15 protein-coding genes are annotated in these 16,964 nt (G+C 59.8%); 9 read left to right on the top strand and 6 right to left on the bottom strand.

Going from position 1 to position 16,964, the window contains the following annotated elements; all coding sequences use genetic code 11:
* Nucleotides 1-60: 60 nt before the first annotated feature.
* The 6 genes from AACY02_RS03915 to AACY02_RS03890 all read left to right on the top strand — a co-directional run bounded on the left by AACY02_RS03915 (nt 61) and on the right by AACY02_RS03890 (nt 7,350).
* The gene (locus AACY02_RS03915; protein ID WP_339430834.1) at nt 61-1,086 is read left to right on the top strand and encodes a PDDEXK nuclease domain-containing protein; all 1,026 of its coding nucleotides are present in this window, start codon (nt 61-63) and stop codon (nt 1,084-1,086) included.
* Nucleotides 1,087-1,193: 107 nt separating this feature from the next.
* On the top strand, nt 1,194-2,096 hold the full coding sequence (cysM, locus tag AACY02_RS03910; protein WP_221733057.1) for a cysteine synthase CysM: 903 nt from the start codon (nt 1,194-1,196) through the stop codon (nt 2,094-2,096).
* Nucleotides 2,096-3,496, top strand: coding sequence for a 23S rRNA (uracil(1939)-C(5))-methyltransferase RlmD (gene rlmD, locus AACY02_RS03905; protein WP_339430833.1), 1,401 nt, complete (start codon nt 2,096-2,098; stop codon nt 3,494-3,496). Before cysM ends, rlmD begins: the two co-directional genes overlap by 1 nt.
* A gap of 76 nt (nt 3,497-3,572) precedes the next feature.
* A complete protein-coding gene (gene relA, locus AACY02_RS03900; protein WP_339430832.1) occupies nt 3,573-5,816 on the top strand; it encodes a GTP diphosphokinase in 2,244 nt (747 codons plus the stop codon).
* A 132-nt stretch (nt 5,817-5,948) separates the two neighbouring features.
* Nucleotides 5,949-6,782 (top strand): nucleoside triphosphate pyrophosphohydrolase, encoded by an 834-nt coding sequence (mazG, locus tag AACY02_RS03895; RefSeq protein ID WP_339431010.1) that lies wholly within the window; start codon nt 5,949-5,951, stop codon nt 6,780-6,782.
* A 25-nt stretch (nt 6,783-6,807) separates the two neighbouring features.
* Entirely contained in the window at nt 6,808-7,350 is a 543-nt protein-coding gene (locus AACY02_RS03890; protein ID WP_339430831.1) for a DUF2058 domain-containing protein, read from the top strand.
* A 69-nt stretch (nt 7,351-7,419) separates the two neighbouring features.
* On the opposite strand, the gene AACY02_RS03885 is transcribed toward AACY02_RS03890, so the two are convergent.
* From AACY02_RS03885 to AACY02_RS03860, 6 genes are all read right to left on the bottom strand, one after another.
* Nucleotides 7,420-7,608 (bottom strand): hypothetical protein, encoded by a 189-nt coding sequence (locus AACY02_RS03885; RefSeq protein ID WP_339430830.1) that lies wholly within the window; start codon nt 7,606-7,608, stop codon nt 7,420-7,422.
* 330 nt (nt 7,609-7,938) lie between these two features.
* On the bottom strand, nt 7,939-9,159 hold the full coding sequence (gene fabB / locus AACY02_RS03880) for a beta-ketoacyl-ACP synthase I (RefSeq protein ID WP_221733008.1): 1,221 nt from the start codon (nt 9,157-9,159) through the stop codon (nt 7,939-7,941).
* Between the two features lie 11 nt (nt 9,160-9,170).
* Nucleotides 9,171-9,686 carry a 3-hydroxyacyl-[acyl-carrier-protein] dehydratase FabA gene (fabA, locus tag AACY02_RS03875; RefSeq protein WP_003227150.1) on the bottom strand — a complete coding sequence of 172 codons (516 nt, stop codon included), beginning with the start codon at nt 9,684-9,686 and terminating at the stop codon, nt 9,171-9,173.
* 247 nt (nt 9,687-9,933) lie between these two features.
* Nucleotides 9,934-11,838 carry a response regulator gene (locus tag AACY02_RS03870; RefSeq protein WP_339430829.1) on the bottom strand — a complete coding sequence of 635 codons (1,905 nt, stop codon included), beginning with the start codon at nt 11,836-11,838 and terminating at the stop codon, nt 9,934-9,936.
* Entirely contained in the window at nt 11,835-12,767 is a 933-nt protein-coding gene (locus AACY02_RS03865; protein WP_339430828.1) for an ABC transporter substrate-binding protein, read from the bottom strand. Before AACY02_RS03865 ends, AACY02_RS03870 begins: the two co-directional genes overlap by 4 nt.
* A 1-nt stretch (nt 12,768) precedes the next feature.
* Nucleotides 12,769-14,892 carry a TonB-dependent receptor plug domain-containing protein gene (locus AACY02_RS03860; protein WP_339430827.1) on the bottom strand — a complete coding sequence of 708 codons (2,124 nt, stop codon included), beginning with the start codon at nt 14,890-14,892 and terminating at the stop codon, nt 12,769-12,771.
* Nucleotides 14,893-15,088: 196 nt separating this feature from the next.
* Between AACY02_RS03860 and AACY02_RS03855 the strand changes: the two genes are divergently transcribed.
* From AACY02_RS03855 to sixA, 3 genes are read left to right on the top strand one after another with little or no spacing between them, the layout of a single operon-like run.
* Entirely contained in the window at nt 15,089-16,114 is a 1,026-nt protein-coding gene (locus AACY02_RS03855) for an NAD(P)H-dependent glycerol-3-phosphate dehydrogenase (RefSeq protein ID WP_339430826.1), read from the top strand.
* An 18-nt stretch (nt 16,115-16,132) separates the two neighbouring features.
* A complete protein-coding gene (locus AACY02_RS03850) occupies nt 16,133-16,480 on the top strand; it encodes a DUF4389 domain-containing protein (RefSeq protein WP_339430825.1) in 348 nt (115 codons plus the stop codon).
* Nucleotides 16,477-16,929 (top strand): phosphohistidine phosphatase SixA, encoded by a 453-nt coding sequence (sixA, locus tag AACY02_RS03845; RefSeq protein WP_339430824.1) that lies wholly within the window; start codon nt 16,477-16,479, stop codon nt 16,927-16,929. Before AACY02_RS03850 ends, sixA begins: the two co-directional genes overlap by 4 nt.
* Nucleotides 16,930-16,964: the final 35 nt, after the last annotated feature.

Genomic DNA, 16,964 nt, shown 5'->3' with positions numbered 1-16,964 from the left:
CATTTGAAGGTTCGTTGAGCGTTTAAGCTCGCGCTTCACCTCATCTTCAAGGAATTGCGCATGAATGCCTCCAGCGTTACCGGTATCTCGGATGGCGATCGTTTTAACGAAGTGTTAGCGCTGATCAACAGTTCTAGGCACCAGGCCATGCAGACCGTCAATACACAACTGATTGAGCTGTATTGGCAGGTCGGTGCACATATCAGTCGCAAGATTGAGCGGGCGGAGTGGGGGGATTCAGTGGTTGGTCAATTGGCTGAACATTTGGCTCTGACCCAACCGGGACTGCGAGGTTTTACCCGGTCCAATCTATTTCGTATGCGTCAGTTTTATGAAATTTATCGCGGCGAAGAAAAAGTCGCACCACTGGCGCGACAATTATCCTGGTCGCACAACGTGATCATTTTCGGCCAAAGCAAACGCCCGGAAGAGCGGGAGTTCTACCTGAAAATGGCGGTTCAGGAAAAATGGTCGAAGCGCGAACTGGAGCGCCAGTTCAAGGCAGCCCTGTTCGAACGAAGTGTCACCGATCCGGCGAAGGCATCTGCTGCTTTAAAGCAGGCTCACCCAGCAGCACTGGAGATATTTCGCGACGCCTACATGGTCGAATTTCTCGACTTGCCCGGCGTCCATGCCGAGACCGATCTGCACCAAGGATTGCTGGGGCGGCTGAAGGCGTTCCTGACCGAGCTTGGTCGCGACTTCTGCTTTGTTGGCTCTCAATACCCCCTGCAAGTCGGCAGTCGGGATTTCGCGCTCGATTTGCTCTTCTTTCACCGTGGGCTCAACTGCCTGGTGGCCATCGAACTCAAGGTTGGGCGCTTTGAGCCGGAGTACCTCGGCAAGCTGGATTTTTATCTGGAGGCGCTGGACCGCACTGTTCGCAAGCCCCACGAAAACCCGGCCATCGGTGTGCTGCTCTGCGCCAGCAAAGAGGACGAGGTCGTCGAGTACGCCCTTAATCGCAGCCTTTCGCCTGCCTTGATTGCTGAATACCAAACGTGCTTGCCGGATAAACAATTGTTGCAAGCCAAACTGCACGAGTTTTATGCATTGGATACGGCGCACGCAGAAAACACGGACTAGCGTCTCCTTATTCCCATAAACCATAAGCACCGCACTTTGCGTGATATGGCCTGCGCGGGTTTGCCGGTATGATAGGCGCCCCCGCACGTCTGGATTGCGAATACGCCATGACCTTGCAGTACCCAACCATCGCCGATTGCGTCGGCAACACTCCGCTGGTGCGTTTGCAGCGCCTGCCCGGAGCCACCAGCAACACCCTATTGCTCAAGCTCGAAGGGAATAACCCGGCGGGTTCGGTCAAGGACCGTCCGGCGCTGTCGATGATCACCCGTGCCGAGTTGCGCGGGCAGATCCACGCCGGCGACACGCTGATCGAAGCGACCTCGGGCAACACCGGGATCGCTCTGGCCATGGCTGCAGCGATCAAGGGTTACAAAATGATCCTGATCATGCCGGACAATTCCAGCGCCGAGCGCAAAGCGGCCATGACCGCCTACGGTGCCGAGCTGATTCTGGTCAGCCAGGAAGAAGGCATGGAAGGCGCTCGCGATCTCGCCCAGCGCATGGAAGCCGAAGGTCGTGGCAAGGTGCTCGATCAGTTCGCCAACGGTGACAATCCTGAGGCGCACTACACCACCACCGGCCCGGAAATCTGGCGTCAGACCCAGGGCAGCATCACCCATTTCGTCAGCTCTATGGGCACCACCGGCACCATCATGGGCGTGTCGCGCTACTTGAAAGAGCAGAACGACAACGTGCAGATCGTCGGTCTGCAACCGATGGAAGGCTCGGCCATTCCCGGCATCCGTCGCTGGCCGCAGGAATACCTGCCGAAGATCTATCAGGCCGACCGCGTCGACCGCATCGTCGACATGGCACAAAGCGAAGCCGAGGACGTGACCCGTCGTCTGGCCCGCGAAGAAGGTATCTTCTGCGGTGTGTCCTCGGGCGGTGCGGTGGCAGCGATGCTGCGTCTGTCCCAGGAAGTTGAAAACGCGGTGATCGTCGCGATCATCTGTGACCGTGGCGACCGTTATCTGTCGACCGGCATTTTCGACGCGCCCAACTGATGGCCAAACACGAGAGAGGCCTGCGCTTCCAGCCCACGGGTGGCAGCAAGGCCCCGCAAATCCCGACCGGCAAAAAACAGCGCTTGAGCATCGAGCGTCTGGCCAATGACGGTCGCGGCATCGCGTTTTTCGAAGGCCGCACCTGGTTCGTCCTCGGCGCCCTCGCCGGTGAAGAGGTCGAGGCGCGGGTGCTCGGCGCCCACGGCAAAGTGGTCGAGGCGCGTACCGAACGCGTGTTCAAGACCAGTGAGTTGCGCCGTCCTGCGCCGTGTCAGCACGCGGGCCGTTGTGGCGGTTGCAGCGTTCAGCATTTGCCCCACGGCGAACAGCTTGCCCTGAAACAGCGCATGCTCGCCGAGCAATTATCGAAGGTCGCCGGTGTCGAACCGCAAGAGTGGGCGCCGCCGCTGACCGGCCCCGAGTTCGGCTATCGCCGTCGCGCCCGCATTGCCGTGCGCTGGGACATCAAAGCCAGGCAACTTGAGGTGGGTTTGCGTGCTGCCGGCAGCCAGGACATTGTTGCGATCAACGAATGCCCGGTGCTGGTACAGCCCTTGCAGCCGATCATGACCGCTTTGCCGCAGATGCTCCGTCGTTTGAGCAAACCGCAAGCGCTGGGCCATATCGAGTTGTTCAGCGGTTCATCGCTGGCGGTGTTGCTGCGGCACATGGCGCCGCTGTCGGAAGCGGATCTGACGATCCTCAAGGATTTCTGCCAATGCCATGAAGCGCAATTGTGGCTGCATGGCGAAGGCGGACCGCAACCGATTGATGCGAACCAGTCGCTGGGTTATCGCCTGGAGCAATGGGGACTGGATCTGGCTTACCGGCCGGGGGATTTCATTCAGGTCAACGCCGGTATTAACGACGCGATGGTTGCGCAGGCGCTGGATTGGCTGAAACCGACGAGCGAAGAGCGTGTGCTGGATCTGTTCTGCGGCTTGGGCAATTTCGCTTTGCCGCTGGCCAGAACCGTGCGCGAAGTGGTGGCGGTCGAAGGTGTGCAGACCATGGTCGAGCGTGCCGCCGCGAACGCCGCTAGTAACAATTTGCATAACACAAAGTTTTTTCAAGCCGATTTATCCCAGCCTTTGACCGATGCTCAGTGGATCGGAAACGGCTTTTCTGCGGTACTCTTGGACCCACCGCGTGACGGTGCTTTCGAGGTGGTGCGCAAGCTCGCGACCCTGGGTGCCAAGCGGTTGGTGTATGTGTCGTGCAACCCGGCAACGCTGGCGCGCGATACGGTCGAATTGATCAAGCAGGGCTACCGGTTAAAACGTGCCGGGATTCTCGATATGTTTCCTCAGACGGCGCATGTCGAAGCCATGGCGTTATTTGAAGCGAGCCAGGATGGCTCGTCTGATCCGTCCGGTCTGTCCGTGACGCGCTCGCGTTAGCCCCGCGAGTGCCCACGGGCATAGAAGACCAGCGATTTGACGCATTGAATCTGCGTCGTAGGGAAGGTAAAGCAAGATGGTACAGGTGAGAGCACACCAGCCGATCAACAATGACGGCAGTATCAATCTCGAGGCTTGGCTCGATCACGCGGTCAGTGTCGATCTGGCACTGGATCGCGAAGCCTTGAAAGAAGCCTGCGAGTTCGCTCGCGAGGCTGAACAACAGTCCAACGCCGCCAAGAACCTGTGGGCCGAGGGCTCCGGCAGTTTCCGCACCGGGCTTGAGATTGCCGAGATTCTCGCCGACCTCAAGCTCGATCAGGATTCGCTGGTCGCTGCGGTCTTGTATCGCGGTGTGCGCGAAGGTCAGATCGAACTGGCAGCCGTCAGCCAGCGCTTCGGTTCCGTGGTCGCCAAGCTGATTGACGGCGTGCAGCGCATGGCCGCCATCAGTGCCAGTCTGAGCCCGCGTCAGTCGATGGTCATGGGGGCGCAAGGGCAGGTGGAAAACCTGCGCAAGATGCTCGTGGCAATGGTCGACGACGTGCGCGTTGCCCTGATCAAACTGGCCGAACGGACCTGCGCGATCCGCGCGGTGAAAACCGCCGACGACGAGAAGCGTAACCGTGTCGCCCGGGAAGTCTTCGACATTTATGCGCCGCTCGCGCACCGGCTCGGCATCGGTCATATCAAATGGGAGCTGGAGGACTTGTCCTTCCGCTACCTGGAACCCGATCAATACAAACAGATCGCCAAGTTGCTCCACGAGCGACGTCTGGATCGCGAGCGTTTCATCGCCGACGTGATGACCCAGCTCAAAGACGAATTGCAGGCCACGGGGGTCGACGCCGACATCAGCGGCCGGGCCAAACACATCTATTCGATCTGGCGCAAAATGCAGCGCAAGGGTCTGGAATTCAGCCAGATCTACGACGTGCGTGCGGTGCGCGTGCTGGTGCCGGAAATGCGCGATTGCTACACCGCGCTCGGCATCGTCCACACCCTGTGGCGGCACATTCCGAAAGAGTTCGACGACTACATCGCCAACCCGAAAGAGAACGGCTACCGCTCGTTGCATACCGCGGTGATCGGCCCGGAAGGCAAGGTGCTGGAGGTGCAGATCCGCACCCATTCCATGCACGAAGAGGCCGAACTCGGCGTCTGCGCGCATTGGCGCTACAAGGGCACCGATGTCAAATCCGGCTCCAATCACTACGAAGAGAAGATCTCCTGGCTGCGTCAGGTGCTCGAGTGGCATGAGGAACTGGGCGATATCGGGGGCCTGGCCGAACAACTGCGCGTCGATATCGAGCCGGACCGGGTCTACATCTTCACCCCCGACGGTCACGCCATCGACTTGCCCAAAGGCGCGACGCCGCTGGACTTCGCTTACCGCGTGCACACGGAAATCGGTCACAACTGCCGTGGCGCGAAGATCAACGGGCGCATCGTACCGCTCAACTACAGCCTGCAAACCGGTGAGCAGGTCGAGATCATCACCAGCAAGCACGGGACGCCGAGTCGCGACTGGCTGAACTCGAACCTGGGGTACGTCACCACTTCCCGGGCTCGGGCCAAGATTGTTCACTGGTTCAAGTTACAGGCCCGTGATCAGAACGTTGCGGCGGGCAAAACCCTGATCGAGCGCGAACTCGCGCGTCTGGGGCTGCCTGCGGTGGATTTCGACAAGTTGGCGGACAAGGCCAACATGAAAACCGCCGAAGACATGTTCGCCGCGCTCGGTGCTGGCGATTTGCGTCTGGCGCAACTGGTCAACCTGGCGCAGCAACTGGTCGAGCCGGAACGCGGCAACGAACAACTGGAGCTGATCCCGCGCAAAGCCACTGGCTACAAGCCGGGCAAGCGCGGCGACATACAGATCCAGGGCGTCGGCAACCTGATGACGCAGATGGCCGGTTGCTGCCAGCCGCTGCCGGGCGATGCGATTGTCGGTTACATCACCCAGGGCCGTGGCGTGAGCATTCACCGCCAGGACTGCGCTTCGGTGCTGCAACTGGGCGGGCGCGAACCTGAGCGGATCATCCAGGTCAGTTGGGGCCCTGTGCCGGTGCTCACCTATCCGGTGGACATCGTCATCCGAGCCTACGACCGGTCCGGTCTGCTGCGCGACGTTTCGCAGATATTGCTCAACGAGCGGATCAACGTGCTGGCGGTCAACACCCGCTCGAACAAGGAGGACAACACCGCGCTGATGTCCCTGACCATCGAGATTCCGGGGCTGGATGCGTTGGGGCGGTTGCTGGGGCGGATTTCGCAGTTGCCGAACATCATCGAAACGCGGCGTAACCGTACTCCGTGAAGACCAACGCCGATCAACTGTGGGAGCGGGGTGGCTCGCGAAAAGGGCATGTCAGTCGACATCATTGTTGCTGACACACCGTATTCGCGAGCAAGCCCGCTCCCACATGGGTTTTGTGGTGAGAGATAAATGATGTACAGCCTTGAAGACCTGCTCCACCTGATGAGCCGCCTGCGCGATCCGCAGTACGGTTGCCCGTGGGACATCAAGCAAACCTACGCAACCATCGTCCCGCACACCCTCGAAGAAGCCTACGAAGTGGCCGACGCCATCGAGCGTGGCGACTTCGATCACTTGCAGGGCGAGTTGGGCGATCTGTTGTTCCAGGTGGTGTATTACAGCCAGCTTGCGCGGGAGGAAGGGCGATTCGAGTTTGCCGGGGTGATCGACAGCATCACCCGCAAGCTGATCCGCCGTCATCCCCACGTCTTCCCCACCGGCGATCTGTATGCGCCGCTCGACGTACCGCGTTTGAGTGAAGAGCAAGTCAAGCAGCGCTGGGAGGAGATCAAGGCGCAAGAGCGCGCCGAGAAATCCGCTGCGCCAGAGCAACTTTCGCTGCTTGATGACGTACCGGCGACGCTGCCTGCGCTGTCGCGTTCAGCCAAGTTGCAAAAGCGTGCGGGGCAGGTCGGTTTCGACTGGCCAGACGCCTTGCCAGTGCTCGACAAGGTGCGCGAAGAGCTTGATGAAGTGCTTGAGGCCATGTCCGAGAACGATCCCGTCGCGGTGGCTGACGAGATCGGTGATCTGCTGTTTTCCGTGGTCAATCTGGCCCGGCATCTGAAGGTCGATCCGGAAACCGCACTGCGTGGTGCCAACGGCAAGTTCGAAAGACGTTTCCGATTTATCGAACAGGCATTGCGCGACACCCACCGTCCCATGGAAGATTGCACCCTCGAAGAGTTGGACGCCCTCTGGGGTGAAGCCAAACGTCAGGAAAAGAACTTGCCCAGCTGCGGCTGAGCAACTGCCCAAGTGAGTAAGCACCATGAGTATTTCCCTTCGCGATCAGTTGCTCAAAGCAGGGCTGGTCAACCAGAAGCAGGCCAAACAGGTCAGCAAGGACAAACAGAAGCAGCAGCGTCTGGCCCACAAAGGCCAGATCGAGCTGGATGACTCGCAGCAGCGCGCCGCACAGGAAGCCATGGCCGAGAAGGTCAAGCGCGACCAGGAGCTGAATCGTCAGCAGAAAGAGAAAGCCGAGGCCAAGGCGCGTGCGGCACAGGTCAAGCAGTTGATAGAAGCCTCGCGTCTGCCGAAGCTGACCACCGAGGACTACTACAACTTCGTCGACGACAAGAAGGTCAAGCGCCTCTCGGTCAACACGCTGATGCGCAACAAGCTCAGCAGCGGTTCGCTGGCGATCGTGCACCATGCCGGCGGCTATGAAGTGATCCCCCGTGAAGCGGCCCTGAAGATCCAGGAGCGCGATCCACAGCGCATCGTGCAGCTCAACGTGCAGACCGAAGAGATCATCACCGAGGACGATCCGTACGCGGCCTACCAGATCCCTGACGATCTGATGTGGTAAATCGGTAGTGCTGTCACTACGACAAACCCCGCGATCGCGGGGTTTGTCGTTTTCAATGCTGTGGTTGGTTCAGGCGGATCGTAAATCCCGTTGCTGTTCTTGCAGTTCCAGTTCGGCCTTGTAGTTGTGGGCATCGATTTCGTTATGGAACATGCCGACCAGCAAGTCTTGTTGATGCACATCCCAGATTCGTAAACCGGCGGCTACGCCTTCATGGGACATGTGTGAATCGTCGCGTTCAGTTACTTTTACAGTCATCTGCTAGCTCCAAATCTCAAGTTATCTGCAGCAAGGCGTGTGCAGGACTCTTTTATATGATTTGTTAGTTTGCTAAGTAAACGGCTGATTCGTGCAAGGTATAGTTGCGAATTCTGCAACAGTGCTGGAGGCCGCTAAAACCGCGACATTCGATCGCAGGGTGGGAAATTGCATGACAGATGTTTCATTTTCAGAAGCTCCGCAAGCCCACTTGTGGGAGCGAACAGGCTCCCCCCACAGGGTTTTACGGTGTAACTGCCATTTACTTCAGGCCAAAAAAACGCCCCGAACCAGTCGGGGCGTTTTCATGTGAGGCTCAGCAGCGGGGAATTACTTGCCTTCCCAGCGCTTCAGTACCAGCGTGGCGTTGGTGCCGCCAAAGCCGAAGCTGTTGCTCATCACGGTGTTGATGGTGGCGTTCTCGCGGGTCTTGGTCAGCACCGGCATATCGGCCACTTCTGGGTCGAGTTCGTCGATGTTGGCGGAACCGGCAATGAAGTTGCCTTCCATCATCAGCATGCAGTAGATCGCTTCGTGAACGCCGGCGGCGCCCAGGGAGTGGCCGGACAGGCTCTTGGTCGAGCTGATGGCCGGAGCCTTGTCGCCGAACACTTCACGCACACCTTTCATTTCCGCGACGTCACCGACCGGAGTCGAAGTGCCGTGGGTGTTGAGGTAGTCGATCGGGGTATCAACGGTGGACATCGCCATCTGCATGCAGCGGATCGCGCCTTCGCCGCTTGGAGCGACCATGTCGTAGCCGTCGGACGTCGCGCCGTAGCCAACGATTTCGGCGTAGATTTTCGCGCCACGGGCCAGAGCGTGTTCCAGCTCTTCAACCACGACCATACCGCCACCGCCAGCGATGACGAAACCGTCACGGTCAGCGTCGTAGGCACGGGAGGCTTGTTGCGGGGTGTCGTTGCGCTTGCTGGACAGGGCGCCCATCGCGTCGAACAGGAACGACTGGCTCCAATGCTCTTCTTCACCACCACCGGCGAAGACGATGTCTTGCTTGCCCATCTGGATCTGTTCCATGGCGGTACCGATGCAGTGAGCACTGGTGGCGCAGGCAGAAGCGATGGAGTAGTTCAGGCCCTTGATCTTGAAGGGCGTGGCCAGGCAAGCGGAAACGGTGCTGCTCATGGTCCGCGTGACGCGGTATGGGCCAACGCGCTTCACGCCTTTCTCGCGCAGGATGTCCAGCGCTTCCATCTGGTTCAGCGTGGAAGCACCACCGGAACCGGCGATCAGACCGGTACGCGGGTTGGACACTTGCTCTTCGGTCAGACCGGAGTCAGCGATAGCGTCTTTCATGGCCAGGTAGGCGTAAGCCGCTGCGTGGCCGACGAAGCGATAGATCTTGCGATCAATCAGCTCTTCAAGGTTGAGGTCGATGGAGCCGGAAACCTGGCTACGCAGACCCATTTCGGCATATTCCGGGTTGAACCGGATGCCAGGGCGGCTTGCACGCAGGTTAGCGGAGACGGTCTCTTTGTCATTGCCCAGGCACGAAACAATGCCCAGACCAGTGATAACGACGCGGCGCATGCGAATAACCCTTAGAAGTTGTCAGTGGAGGTGAACACGCCGACGCGAAGGCCTTCGGCGGTGTAGATTTCGCGACCGTCGACAGTCACCGAACCATCGGCAATGGCCAGGTTCAGCTTGCCCTTGAGGACGCGTTTGATATGAATGTTGTAGGTGACTTTCTTGGCGGTCGGCAGCACCTGACCGAAGAATTTCACTTCGCCCGAACCCAGCGCACGGCCGCGGCCCGGCAGGCCTTGCCAGCCCAGGAAGAAACCGACCAGTTGCCACATGGCATCCAGACCCAGGCAGCCCGGCATGACCGGATCACCTTCGAAGTGGCACGCGAAGAACCACAGGTCAGGATTGATATCCAGTTCGGCGACCAATTCACCTTTGCCGTACTTGCCGCCTTCTTCGCTGATCAGGGTGATTCGATCCACCATCAGCATGTTCGGGGCGGGCAGTTGCGCGTTACCTGGGCCGAACAGCTCACCGCGACTGCAGCGCAGCAGATCTTCCCGAGTAAAGGCGTTTTGTTTGGTCATGCGAGCTCCTCAATAATCCCATGCGGCAGGTGGGGCAAATCTTCCCGACCGTTCGAAGCGTTCATGCCTCGAACCGGCAGCCTACTCATAGACTATTGCGTTGTGGTGAAAGTCACAGCACCAAGGACATGAATGTACACTTGTGCACTGAAATTTTTATTCAAGCCCCTTTTGAGGCTCGTTCGGGTGCCTAAGACTGCCGCACTTTCGCTTTTCACGCCAGTCGCAGATGGTCGAAAAGCCGTCACTACGACACCCAGCGCTGCAGAATCTGCTGTAGGTCATTGCGTTTGAACGGCTTCGCCAGATAATCGTTCATGCCCGCCGACAGGCAGGCCTCGCGGTCGCCCTGCAAGGCATTGGCGGTCAATGCGATGATCGGCACCGCGCTGCGTCCGGGCAAGCGGCGAATCTGCCGGGTCGCTTCGTAGCCATCAATGATCGGCAAACGGCAATCCATGAGAATCATTTCGAAATCGCTTGCTTCGGCATTTTGCACCGCTTGTGCGCCATCGGTGGCAACACTGACAGTAAAGCCCAAACTGCGCAGCATCGCTTCAATCACGGTCTGATTCACCGGATTGTCTTCCACGAGCAACACATGACGCCCCTCGCCGTGACCGCTGCTGTTCAATGCGCGTGGCGCTGCCAGTTGCGGCAACGCCTGCTTATAAAGAGCCAGCGGAATTTCCAGGGTGAATACCGAGCCGCGACCTTCTTCGCTCTGCGCGCGCAATGTCCCGCCCATGCGCTCGGCGAGAGTGCGGGCAATCGGCAGACCGAGGCCGGTGCCACCGTAACGCCTTGAAATAGAACTGTCGGCCTGCTGGAAAGCGTTGAACATCAACTCCAGGCTCTCGGACGAAATACCGATGCCGCTGTCGCGCACCGAACAGGTGAACCACAGCAGTTCGTGATCCAGCGACTGCCACTGCGCCTCGATGCTGACCCGACCCTGTTCAGTGAATTTCAAGGCGTTGCCGACCAGGTTGACCAGAATCTGCCGGATCCGCGTCGGATCGCCCTGTACCTGCAAACCGTGCATGTCTTCAGGGATCCGCAGATTGAGCGCCAGGCCACGCTGAACCGCGCTGTGCTGGAACGACTGGGCGCAGGCTGCGATGAGTTCGGCGAGGTTGAACGGGATATGCTCCAGTTCCAGTTCCGAACGCTCGATGCGCGAGAAGTCGAGAATGTCGTTGATGACCTTGAGCAGGTGTTCGGTGGACTCCGAGGCAAGCGCGGCGTACTCGACCTGTTCTTCGGTCATGTCGGTGGTTTCGAGCAATTGCAACATGCCCAGCACGCCGTTCATGGGGGTGCGCAGTTCATGGCTCATCATCGCCAGGAAGTCGGATTTGGCGCAGTTGGCCTTTTCCGCTTCCTCACGGGTCTGGATCAGTTGGGCCATGGCTTGATGCTGTTCACGACTGGCCTGTTCCAGCGCCTGAGCGAGGTTGTTGATGTGTTGCGACAGGGCGCCCAGTTCGGTGTCGTCGACAATCGGTAGCGGCGTTTTATAGTCGCCTTGCTGAATCGCCTTGACCGCATTGCCGATATCGCGAATCGGCTGCGACAGGCTGCCGGCCAGACGCCGCGCGACGATGAAGGTGAAGAGCAGGGCAAACAGCGCCAGAATAGCGGCCTTGAGCAGGATTTCCTGCTGACGCTGACTGAAGGCATCGTTGGACAGACCGACGATCACTCGCCCCAGATAATCCTCGTTGGCCGCGCCATTGCTGACTTTGGTGTCCTGGAAAAAATCATTGTGCAGGGCGATCCGTTGCAGCCTTACCGGCGCTTGAAAAACTTCGACCTGATGCGCACGGCTATGGACATTCGCCGGTTGCTCGACGTAGACCAGAATCCGGTTAGCACTGTCTTGCACTTCGATAAAGCGCACGTTGGGTGTTGCCAGCGAGGCTTTGAGCAGGCTCTCCAGCACTTCGTTATTGCCGGAAATCACCCCGTACTCGGTGGCGGGTGCCAGTTGGTTGGCGATCAATTGGCCGGTGTGGTTCAGCTCCTGGCGCAAATCCTGAATGCGCACGAAGGTAAAAAAGCTGATCAACAACAAGGTCAGCAACAGCGCCGGGCCCAGGCTGATCAACTGGGTCCGGGTGTTGATGTCCCAACGGCGACGGAAACTCATGGGCGGCTTTCTCCTTCAGCCAACGCTCTGGCGACTGACGCGTCATTTAACGGTTCGATCCCAAGGGAACGAGCCACCTGCGCATTACTTGAGACTTTAAAACGTTTGGGATAGAGGGCTGGCGGCCAATTGCCCGGCGGCTGGTCGAGCAGTTGGTCGAGTACCGCCAGCCAGTCGCTCTGATCGCTGTAGCTGCTGACCAGGCTACCGGCGCGGACAAACGCAACGTTGGGCCCCACCAGCGCCATTTGCTGCGAGTAACTGCTGAGCAGCAGGTTTTTCGCGGTTCTCGGGTTGTACAGATCAGGATCGTCGAGGCCCAGCAGCACGTCGCTGTTTTTCAGTACAGCTTGCAGGGGTCGGTTGTCGTGGGTGTTGTCCCAGCGTTGGCTGACGATTTGCAGATTCAGCGATTGAGCGGTCAGGCGCAGTTCCTTGAGCAGAAATTCGCTGTGCGGGTGGAACAACACGCCAACCCTGCGCGCCTGCGGCAACATCCGCCGGATCAACTGCAATTGACGGCCCAGTGGTGGATCGCTCCACAGCAGAGTCAACTGCGAGGGTTGTGCCGAGCCGAAACGCTGATGTGCTTGCACGCGGCTGATACGCAGCACCAGCGTTGCCGGGCCCTTTGAGTCTTGCAGGCGCCAGTCGAGGCTTGGCAGATCGAGCAGAATCAGGCGCAGTCTGGAAGGTAATTTTCCCGGTGCCGGGAGACTGGCCAGCGGCTGGAAACGCACACTGTCGGTCGGACGCAACTCGCTGAGGGCCTGAACGAAAGCCTGCACGCCGGGACTTTCTTCAGCCCCTGTGAGCAGAATATCGGCCGCTTGCACTGCGATGCCGTGCAGCCACGCGGCCAGAAACAGGCACAGCCCGGCCAGGCAGTGGCCAAGGGTTGGCGCCTTGCGTGACAGGCCGAGGCGCACCCTAGAACTCCAACTCGGCGCTGAAATACATCACCCGGCGTTCGTCGTATTGGTTGTCCACGAACGTCGTTGGCGCGTGATCGAGGCGCTGTTGCAGCACGCCGGCCAGTTGCAGTTGGGCTTTGCCCAGCGGGATGCGTTTGGCGATCCGCGTGTCGACCCGTTCAAAGCGATAGCCGTTGAGCGCGTTGTCGCCGTAATAGAAGAGGGCGCTGTTCCAGCCTTGGCCCCAGTCGCGCAGCCAACCGGCCGAACCGCTGTTGCGCGAGGTGAATTGCTGATCCAGCGGATTGCTCGCTTGGGCGTCGACGTAGGCGTAAGTGAAACGCAAGCGGTCGACCCTGCTCACGCGCCAGTCGAGTTGGGTTTCGGTGCCGCGAAAACGTGAGCTGTTGGCATTGCTGGCGATGTATTGGTTGTTGCGCAACGGCTCGCTGATCATCCCGGTGATTTCGTCGTAGAACAGCTTCACATCCAGTGCCAGTCCCCACTCTGCGAAATTGCCGTTGTAGCCCAGTTCACGCGAGCGCATGTGTTCCTGATCGAGATCGCCGGGGCCACGGGTCTTGACGAAATAACGCGCTGACGACTGGCCGTACGCCGTGGGCCGCAGGTTGGTCACCTGATAGCTCCAGTTGACGTTGTTCTCGAACATGTCCGGCGAGCGGATCGCCTCCGAGTACACCGCACGCAGACCATGGCGCGGGTTGATCAGGTAGTTGATCGCGAAGCGCGGGGTCAGCGAACTGCCGATCAGCTGCGTGTCTTCGAACATTGCACCGCCCTGCAACAGCCAGTGTTCGGTCGCGCGCCATTCCAGTTGGCCGAAGGCGCGCCAAGTGGTGTCGTCCAGCGTGCCGTTGAAGTAGGTCTCGGAATCGGCCCGGTCGTAACGATAGTTCATGCCGCTGACCAGACGCAGGCTGTCGGACAGGCTGAGGGTGTCCTGCAATTCGAGGTCGTAACGCGACTCCCGGGCACTCTGGTCGATATCGCCGCACAGGGTTTGGCTGGCGCCGTTGCGCCATTGATCAAGCACCTGATTGGCCAGCGCCATTTTCTGCGGGCTGCCGGGCTCGGCGCCGGGGCCGGTGAACCGGGTGATGTTGCGCGCCAGGCGCTCGGTGTAATTGGGGTCGAGTTGCCACAGCTGCGTCAGTTCCGGGCTGAACGACACTTCGGCGTCGCAAGCTCGCCAGGTTTGCTGACGGTCCCAGTGCTGCGCCGATCCTTGTACATAAAGGCTATGTTCGGGATTGATGTCGAGATTCCAGCGCACCGACCCGGCGTAGTCCTTGGCCACCACGTCGGAGTTGTTCCCCGCGTCTGTAATCCCCGAGAACACCGGTCGGTAGGTATAGGGCCGCTGGTTGGTGCCGTCCTTCGCGTTGACCTGCCAGTCGAGGCTCTGGCTGTCGCTCAGGGTATGACTGACCGCGAGACTGAAACGGTTCAAGCGGCGGCTGTCGCGGTAATCGGCGCCTGTGCGATCGCTGTCGAAACCGTCGTCTTCTTGACCTGACAGCGACAGACGCAGGTCGCCGCCATTCCAGCCCGTGCCCTGGCTGGCATGGAAATCGTTGATGCCGCGCTGGCCTCGAGTGATCTTCAGCCGTGTGCCGTGGCTGTTCGCCGGGTGGCGCGTGATGATGTTGACCACCGCCATCAGTGCATTGGCGCCGTAGCTGACAGTGTTCGGGCCTCGGAAGACTTCGATGCGCTCAATGTCTTCCACGGCCACCGGAATATCGCTCCAGTCCACCGTGGCCAGACCCGCGCGGTAAACCGAGCGGCCGTCGATCAGCACCTGCATGCGCCGCGCTTCGCTGGCGTTGGTGCCGTGGTAATTGACCACAGCCTGATTGCCGCTGACGTTGCCGACCATCATCCCGGGCACCAGGCGCAGCAGTTCACTGATGTCGCGGGCGCCGCTGGCGTTGATCAATTCGCTGTCGAGGACGGTCATGCTTCCCGGCACTTGCGCCGGTGTCTGTTTAAGGCGTGTGGCCGTCAGCACCTGCGGTAGCGACTCGCTGTCCATGAACAGGTCATCGGCCTGCACGACCGGGCTGAACAGCAGCGCGAGCAACAGGGACGAGCGCGATGAGGGAGAAGCAAAGAGCACGACACAGCCTATAGAGCGAAGAATTGGCGGGCATGTTAACCGAGGGCAGCGACTTTTCCAGTCACGTTATAGGCATTTTCCTAGGTTTTGTTGGTCTTCTTCCTACAAGTATCGGTAATTGACGCGGGGGCTGGCCGCGACGGGGTCGCCCCGTATAATGCCGACATCGCCACTGGTATGGATTAACGGATTGCATATGACTGAACAGCGCCCGATTGCGGTCCTGGGAGGCGGAAGTTTTGGTACCGCCGTGGCCAATCTTCTGGCCGAGAACGGCCATCAAGTCTTGCAGTGGATGCGTGACCCCGAGCAGGCCGAGGCCATCCGGGTCAATCGCGAAAACCCGCGTTACCTCAAAGGCATCAAGATTGTGCCGGGCGTGACCGCCGTCACCGACCTGCAAGCCACCCTCGATGCCTGTGACCTGTGCTTTGTCGCCCTGCCGTCCAGCGCGTTGCGCACGGTGCTGGCCGCCCACGCCGAACGGCTGAGCGGCAAAATGCTGGTCAGCCTGACCAAGGGTATCGAAGCCCACACCTTCAAGCTGATGAGCCAGATCCTCGAAGAGATCGCTCCGCAAGCGCGCATCGGCGTGTTGTCCGGGCCGAATCTGGCGCGGGAAATCGCCGAGCACGCACTGACCGCCACCGTGGTTGCCAGTGAAGACGAAGACCTGTGCAAACAAGTGCAAGCCGCGCTGCATGGCCGCACCTTCCGCGTCTACGCCAGCGCCGATCGTTTCGGTGTCGAGTTGGGCGGTGCGTTGAAAAACGTTTACGCGATCATCGCCGGCATGGCGGTGGCTCTGGAGATGGGCGAGAACACCAAGAGCATGCTGATCACCCGGGCCCTGGCCGAGATGACCCGGTTTGCGGTGAATCAGGGTGCCAACCCCATGACCTTCCTGGGGCTTGCCGGCGTCGGTGACTTGATCGTGACGTGTTCGTCGCCCAAGAGCCGCAACTATCAGGTCGGTTTCGCCCTCGGTCAGGGGCTGAGCCTCGACGAAGCGGTGTCGCGCCTTGGTGAAGTCGCCGAAGGGGTGAATACCTTGAAAGTACTCAAGGCCAAATCCCAGGAGGTGGGTGTCTACATGCCGCTGGTCGCCGGGCTGCACGCCATTCTGTTCGAAGGGCGCACGCTGGACCAGGTCATCGCGTTGTTGATGCGGGCCGAGCCGAAAACCGACGTCGACTTTATTTCCACCAGTGGTTTCAACTGAATCAGCAGGGAACGACCTATGAACGATCCAAAAATCGACACCAAGTACGAGTCCATCCTCCTGCGGGTGTTGTGGATGCTCATTTACGTGCTGGTCTGGCAAGTGGCGCAGTTCATCCTTGGCGCAGTGGTGCTGGTGCAACTGATCTATCGTTTGATCTATGGCGCTCCGAGCGCCGGCCTGATGAATTTCGGCGACAGCCTGAGCCAGTTTCTGGCACAGATCGGCCGTTTCGGCAGCTTTCACAGCGACCAGAAACCATGGCCGTTCGCCGACTGGCCTGCGCCGCGTACCCCCGAAGGCGAAGCGCCGCATGCCGTGCCGCCAGCACCGCATCCGGCCCGAGATGAGGAACCCAAGCTATGAAACTCTGGGTATTGCGTCACGGTGAAGCCGTGCCTTATGGCGCGTGCCCCGATGCCGAGCGGGAGCTGACCGAGCATGGCCGCCAGGAAGCCTTGAGCAGTGCGGCCCGTCTGATGGGCCAGCCGTTGACCGCGATCTACGCCAGCCCCTATCTGCGCGCGCAACAGACCGCGCAGATTGTCCGTGAGGCGCTGGGTTTCGAGCCGCCGATTCGCACGGTCGAGTGGCTGACGCCAGAGGTCGATCCGGACAAGGTCACCGATCAACTGGTCTCGGTGAGCAATGTGCTGCTGGTCAGCCATAACCCGCTGGTGGGCAATTTGCTCAGCTATCTGCAGCATGGCGCCGGGTATCCGCCCGAGAGGGTCAGCACGGCCGGGCTTGCGGAGCTTGAACACAGTGAGTTGCTGATCGGCTCGATGAAGCTCAATAGCCTCAAGCATCCATAACGTTGTAAACACCGCTCCCACATTTCGCTGTGTCG

It is taken from the genome of Pseudomonas sp. EA_65y_Pfl2_P78, assembly GCF_963970495.1.
GTDB classification, from domain to species: Bacteria; Pseudomonadota; Gammaproteobacteria; order Pseudomonadales; family Pseudomonadaceae; genus Aquipseudomonas; species Aquipseudomonas baetica_A.
Note: the sequence above shows the minus strand (reverse complement) of the source record. Positions and strands in the feature narration are given on the sequence as shown.